This is a genomic window from Streptohalobacillus salinus, from assembly GCF_003201605.1.
GTDB classification, from domain to species: domain Bacteria; phylum Bacillota; class Bacilli; order Bacillales; family Amphibacillaceae; genus Streptohalobacillus; species Streptohalobacillus salinus.
On the sequence record NZ_QJJR01000018.1, the window covers coordinates 21,447 to 27,470 of the forward strand.

General features: G+C 40.3%; 4 protein-coding genes, 9 tRNA genes and 2 rRNA genes. 1 reads left to right on the forward strand and 14 read right to left on the reverse strand.

From position 1 onward, the window contains the following. Positions 1–19: 19 nt before the first annotated feature. The gene (locus DES38_RS11175) at positions 20–1,267 is read right to left on the reverse strand and encodes a CdaR family protein (protein WP_110252194.1); all 1,248 of its coding nucleotides are present in this window, start codon (positions 1,265–1,267) and stop codon (positions 20–22) included. After that, positions 1,264–2,085 carry a diadenylate cyclase CdaA gene (gene cdaA, locus DES38_RS11180; protein WP_110252195.1) on the reverse strand — a complete coding sequence of 274 codons (822 nt, stop codon included), beginning with the start codon at positions 2,083–2,085 and terminating at the stop codon, positions 1,264–1,266. Before cdaA ends, DES38_RS11175 begins: the two co-directional genes overlap by 4 nt. 376 nt (positions 2,086–2,461) lie before the next feature. On the opposite strand from cdaA, the gene DES38_RS11185 reads away from it, so the two are divergent. Then, positions 2,462–3,043: a hypothetical protein gene (locus tag DES38_RS11185; protein WP_110252196.1), complete on the forward strand. Its 582-nt coding sequence runs from the start codon at positions 2,462–2,464 to the stop codon at positions 3,041–3,043. Positions 3,044–3,135: 92 nt separating this feature from the next. Here DES38_RS11185 and DES38_RS11190 read toward each other — a convergent pair whose 3' ends face one another. From DES38_RS11190 to DES38_RS11245, 12 genes are all read right to left on the reverse strand, one after another. After that, positions 3,136–4,644, reverse strand: coding sequence for a DUF1846 domain-containing protein (locus tag DES38_RS11190; protein WP_110252197.1), 1,509 nt, complete (start codon positions 4,642–4,644; stop codon positions 3,136–3,138). A gap of 273 nt (positions 4,645–4,917) precedes the next feature. Continuing rightward, positions 4,918–4,993: transfer RNA gene (locus DES38_RS11195), tRNA-Ala, on the reverse strand. Between the two features lie 12 nt (positions 4,994–5,005). Then, positions 5,006–5,078 (reverse strand) — tRNA-Lys (locus tag DES38_RS11200). 4 nt (positions 5,079–5,082) lie between these two features. Further along, positions 5,083–5,157: transfer RNA gene (locus tag DES38_RS11205), tRNA-Gln, on the reverse strand. Between the two features lie 55 nt (positions 5,158–5,212). Then, a tRNA-Tyr gene (locus DES38_RS11210) sits at positions 5,213–5,298 on the reverse strand. A gap of 12 nt (positions 5,299–5,310) precedes the next feature. Continuing rightward, positions 5,311–5,386, reverse strand: a tRNA-Thr gene (locus tag DES38_RS11215). Positions 5,387–5,389: 3 nt separating this feature from the next. Further along, positions 5,390–5,465 (reverse strand) — tRNA-Val (locus DES38_RS11220). 4 nt (positions 5,466–5,469) lie between these two features. Next, positions 5,470–5,544 (reverse strand) — tRNA-Glu (locus DES38_RS11225). An 18-nt stretch (positions 5,545–5,562) separates the two neighbouring features. Continuing rightward, positions 5,563–5,634, reverse strand: a tRNA-Thr gene (locus DES38_RS11230). Between the two features lie 4 nt (positions 5,635–5,638). Further along, positions 5,639–5,713 (reverse strand) — tRNA-Asn (locus tag DES38_RS11235). A 53-nt stretch (positions 5,714–5,766) separates the two neighbouring features. Beyond that, positions 5,767–5,881 (reverse strand): 5S ribosomal RNA (rrf, locus tag DES38_RS11240). A 56-nt stretch (positions 5,882–5,937) separates the two neighbouring features. Beyond that, positions 5,938–6,024, reverse strand: a 23S ribosomal RNA gene (locus DES38_RS11245); the annotation flags it as partial.

Genomic DNA, 6,024 nt, shown 5'->3' on the forward strand with positions numbered 1-6,024 from the left:
CTCCTTTTATGTAAGCCTGTTATTGTAAAGCTACCGTTACGTCATCTCTAGGTAGTGCGACCGTCACATTCTCTGGTGCATCGATCTCTATTGGCAGTTCATGTTCGCCTGATGACAGCCCATCTAGATTAATTGATAAACGTAAATCGCTTGCTTCAACGCCAGCTAAATCTGAAGGGTATCCAGAAACCGAGACATTAAGACGTCCGGTTTCTGGATCAATAAAGTTTGTTTCCAAATCTTGTGATAGATTATCTAACTCAATTTCAACATTTTCTAAGCCTGTTTCAGTCGTTTCTTCTAACTCGACACGCACTGTAACCTCATCGATTGAACTTTCACGAATTCCTTCTGGTAAATCTAACGCAATCGTGACTTCGGTCGATTCAGTTAATGTGGATAAATCAACGGGTTCTGTTTCAATTTGTTCAATTACATCTAGTACTTCTGAAGCAGCAAACAATTGCACCTCAGCATCATCTAAAATTTCAATATCTATTAAATTAAAGCCTTCTGGCAGTTCCCCAGTCGTTTCTAGCTCAATTGGCACCGTCTTATTCGGATTAATTACTGATAAATCAACCGTGACTGTGTTTGGTTCAATCCTAACATTGAGTTGATTACCTTCGTTATCATAAACACGTACAGGTACATCATCTAAGGTCGTCGATTCCTCAATACCTTCTAAATCAACAACTGCTCTAACGTCCGATATACGGTTGATCACACTTTGCGCGCTTGTGATTGTCACCACACTTGGGGTAACGGTTGCTGATTCAACCTCAAATCCTTCCTGCATTGCATCTGAATTAGTATAGTCTATCCGGACTTGGTATTCATCTTCTCCGCGTTCTTCAATCGTAATATCGATCGACTCTGGATCGGTTCTAACATTCAGTCGATTAGAAATACCATCGTATTCAATGGGGACAGTATGGTCGCCTGGGCCCAAATCATTCAAGTCGACAAATACATCAAAGTTACGCTGTGTTGCCGTTGATTGCACGACACTTAATGTTCCTGATAACTCCATCGTAATCAGTTCGGGTACACCACTCACCACATATTGCTCATCATCAATCTGAATATTAACCGGGACATCTTCTAAGACGACTGACTCTTGAGAACTATTAAAGATTGAGTCAAAGTTTCCAACATCTGCATTACGTGTATCCTGATTATCAAATGAGATCACCGTAAACGTTAAAATAGCTAGAAATAATGAAATAACCCGGATCACCCATGGTTTATTTAACCAATCATTCATTTATTTTTCCCCCTAAAACTCCATTGTTTAAAGCTCGAAGGTTTTTCTAAGCTTGGAGCAAGTTCTTTAGAGAGTATCTCAACAAGTTTTTCTTCGGTAATATTACGGTACAACTCACCGTTTTTTGTTAAGGAAATATGTCCGGTCTCTTCAGAGACAATGATTGTGATGGCATCACTGACCTCACTAATGCCAATGGCAGCCCGGTGTCTTGTACCTAATTCCTTAGAAATAAACGGACTTTCAGATAACGGTAAATAACATGCAGCTGCAACGATTTGATTTTCCCGCATAATTACCGCACCATCATGTAGTGGTGTATTCGGAACAAAAATATTGGTCAATAGTTGATGCGTCAATTGCCCATGAATTTGAATACCTGTCTCGATAAAGTCTCCCATGTTTGTTTCTCTTTCGATTGTAATTAAAGCACCAATTCGACGTTTGGCCATGTAGTTACATGATTTAACGATCGCTTCAAGCGAATGATTGAAAATTTCTTCTTCTGATCGGCGGTTCCGACTAAAGAAGCTACCGCGCCCAATCTGTTCCAACGCACGTCTAAGTTCGGGTTGGAATAAGATAATAATTGCCAACGGTCCCCATATAATAACTTTTTCTATCATAATTTGAACCGTTTGTAAGTTCAAGAAATAACTAATCAAGTAAATAATAAATACAACGAAAATTCCTTTTAACAGTTGAATTGCCTTCGTTCCCCGAAGTAACATTATCAATTTATAGAACACATACCAGACAAGGGCAATATCAACTACAACCCGTAATAAATTAAATAACGAAAATCCCTCACCAAGCATGATGCCACATCCTTCTCTTCATAAAATACCACTCACTTTGTCTAGATTCGCAGATGTTCTTATTATAGCATAACTCCGCTTATAACCGAAACAGACAATCCGCTAATATTTTCCTTGCCCACGCCACTCAGCGCTCGCTTCTGGTCATATTGAATACTTGTTTCATCTGCGTACACCGTTGTGCTAACGGACCATGATTATTTGCTGCATCATTTTAAAACGTCACCGTTAGTTAATAAATGTAAATAAGGATTGACACCAATTTATGGATATGGTAATTTTGTAGATATTGTGATTTTTCTAACAAAGTTGACTTAACGTTTGTCAATAGCGGCGTTTAACGGATAGCTGTACGATCTAGAGAGGATGATTCGACATGAAATTTTTTACAACTAAACGATTCCCTTATATTGAAGCACAACTGACGCTTAGCACTTCGTTTGTTTTCGCGAGTATTTTGGTGATGCTTGTGGCGATGTTGATTTTCGTTTTTTATAAATCTACACCTGGTGTTTCTCCTTGTTATAATAGTCGGACACATCTTTCACACGGAAATGACAGCACGTATCATCAGGTCGTTAAACCACACGCTAAAAGGCACGATCGCTCAACTGATACTCGTCATCACGTTTATTATATTAATAGTTATGTATCAGCTTCTGACAATTGCCAACTTACGCCGGGTCAAAAGGTGACCATCGACGTCTTAACAACTCCTTCACAACCAGCGATGCGCGTTCAAGGCCGAGTGGTTGACACAGCTGCCACCGCTAGACGACGCGACCAAAGTGGCGACACTCATCGAGCGATTATTGCGGTTGGTACGGAAGATATTGAAAATAAGCCAGAGAGCCTTTCTCGATTTATCCGTTCCATACCAGCTAAAGCAAAAATCGTTTATACGTATTCGTCACCGTTTGAATGGGTTCGCGAACGGTTTGCTTTTCATCCCAGCTAAGTAAAGTAAGTAAAAAGGGTTAGTATTTGCCAAGTTGCAAATACTAACCCTTTTCTTTTAAACGGTCGTCACGCTATTTAACAATGTGATGCTTACATATAGTAAAGATTTTCTGACGGATAAACCGGATCTGATGTGACATCAATACCCAATCGTTTAAGGATTTGTTCATCATCTTTATTTAACATAACGGTTGAATGCGCTTGAACACCGGTTAACTCATGAAGTTTTTCCACTGCTAACTGCGCTGTCGGATTAGTGACTGCTCCAATCGTTAATGCAATCAGAACTTCATTCGCATTTAAGGTCGTTATCTTGCTGTGCAGTTTATCCTTTTTTAAATCTTTCATTGTTTCAATAATTGCTGGAGATAGTAAAAAGATTTCATCGCCAATGTTCGCAATGTATTTAATTGCATTTAATATTGCCGCTGAACAGGAATCCATTAAGTTTGAACTTCTACCCGTGATAACTGTCCCATCATTTAGTTCAAATGCCATTACAGCCGGCATTTCCTTCGTAGCGCTATTTTCTTTTAGCTTCTCTGCATAAGTTCTCGCTGGCACTACTGGAATCCGGTCTTCTTTCTTTAACGCAAGCTCTTCCATAATTAACTTCATGCGACTAACAACCTCTTGGTCAATTAATCCTTTTTTATAATCGCATTCTGTTGAGAAGTTTCGTCGGATAATTTCTTGTTTTGAAGCTTCTTGGATAACTGCATCATCAGTAATACCAAAGCCAACTCGGTTAACACCCATATCAGTTGGGGATTGATAAATTGACGCTTTTCCAGTAATCTTTTCTATGCTTCGTTTAACCACCGGAAACATTTCTAAATCTCGATTATAATTAACCGATACTTCTTTATAAGCATCATAGTGGAAATAATCCATCATATTCACATCTTTCAAATCAACCGTCGCAGCTTCATATGCAACATTTAACGGATGTTTCAAGGGGATATTCCAAACAGGGAACGTTTCAAACTTCGAATAACCTGCTTGTGTACCTAATTTATGTTCATGATAAAGTTGATTGAGACATGTTGCGAGTTTTCCACTGTTTGGACCAGGTGCCGTAATCACCACAATTGGTTTTGTCGTCTCAACATATGGGTTCATCCCATAGCCTTCTTCACTAACGATCTTATCAACTTCAGATGGATAACCAGGTATCGATTTGTGTGTATACACTTTTATGTTTCGTCGTTCTAACTTAGAAATAAACACATTGGTTGAATGTTCATTATTAAAACGTGTGATCACCACACTGTTTACGGATAAGCCAAACCCTCTTAATTCGTCAATTTGACGAAAGACATCCATGTCATAGGTAATGCCATAATCCCCACGAATTTTATTGCGTTCAATATCTCCTGAATATACTGTAATAATAATTTCTGTCTTATCCTTTAATTTTTGTAATAATTTAATTTTTGCATCTTCATCAAACCCTGGTAAGACACGCTTGGCGTGCTTATCACCAATTAATTTCCCACCAAATTCTAAGTAAAGCTTATCAAAATGATTAACGCGTTCTAAAATATACTTTGACTGTTCATCAATATACTTCTGTGGATCAAATCCTTGTTTTCGCATGTCTGCCTCCTTATTTTTTAATGACTCGTCTTGTTCATATTTATAAACTTACGCTGTGTAAGTGTATGTCATTTTCGTCTGACGACTATCTCTTTACTATACCATGTGTGTCACTCACCGTTAAGGTCTCTGTTGTATTCATCCGAAAAATACCACAGCCGTTCTGGCTGTGGTACAGATAATTATGTTTAGTACGAGCCATTTCAAACATGGTTCAATTAAAAAAAGGACTAAACATTAATATTAACGTTCAACCCTTTTGTCACTTATGTATGGTGGAGCCTAGCGGGATCGAACCGCTGACCTCCTGCGTGCAAAGCAGGCGCTCTCCCAGCTGAGCTAAGGCCCCAAAATATAAAAGTGAGCCATGAAGGATTCGAACCTTCGACCCTCTGATTAAAAGTCAGATGCTCTACCAACTGAGCTAATGGCTCTTAATGGCTGGGCTAGCTGGATTCGAACCAGCGCATGACGGTACCAAAAACCGTTGCCTTACCGCTTGGCTATAGCCCAATAAAATAACAGTGACCCATGTCAACTGTTTAAAGATCGTACTATAAAATTAAAATGGTGGAGGGAGTAGGACTCGAACCTACGAACCCGATGGGAGCGGATTTACAGTCCGCCGCGTTTGGCCAACTTCGCTATCCCTCCAACATATTAAAATGGTGCCGGCCAGAGGACTTGAACCCCCAACCTACTGATTACAAGTCAGTTGCTCTACCAATTGAGCTAGGCCGGCAAATGGTGGAGGATGCAGGGCTCGAACCTGCGACCCCCTGCTTGTAAGGCAGGTGCTCTCCCAGCTGAGCTAATCCTCCATTATGGTGACCCGTACGGGATTCGAACCCGTGTTACCGCCGTGAAAGGGCGGTGTCTTAACCGCTTGACCAACGGGCCATATAAAAATGTAACGAGAGCTTCCAGTCGGAATTGAACCGACGACCCCTTCCTTACCATGGAAGTGCTCTACCCCTGAGCTATGGAAGCAAAATGGCTCCACAGGTAGGACTCGAACCTACGACCGATCGGTTAACAGCCGATTGCTCTACCACTGAGCTACTGTGGAACAATAAAGATAAGAAATCATTTTATTATTACTTCACAAAGCTAAAAATTCTGGCTTAGCGACGTCCTACTCTCGCAGGGCGTAAGCCCAACTACCATCGGCGCTGAAGAGCTTAACTGCTGTGTTCGGCATGGGAACAGGTGTGACCTCTTCGCTATCATCACTAAACCAAAGGGTATATACCCTGAAAACTAGATAAGAAGTCTGACAGACAATTAAAAATTTTAGTTAAGTCCTCGATCGATTAGTATTCGTCAGCTGCACATGTTGCCATGCTTCCACCTCGAACCTATCTACCTCATCGTCTCTGA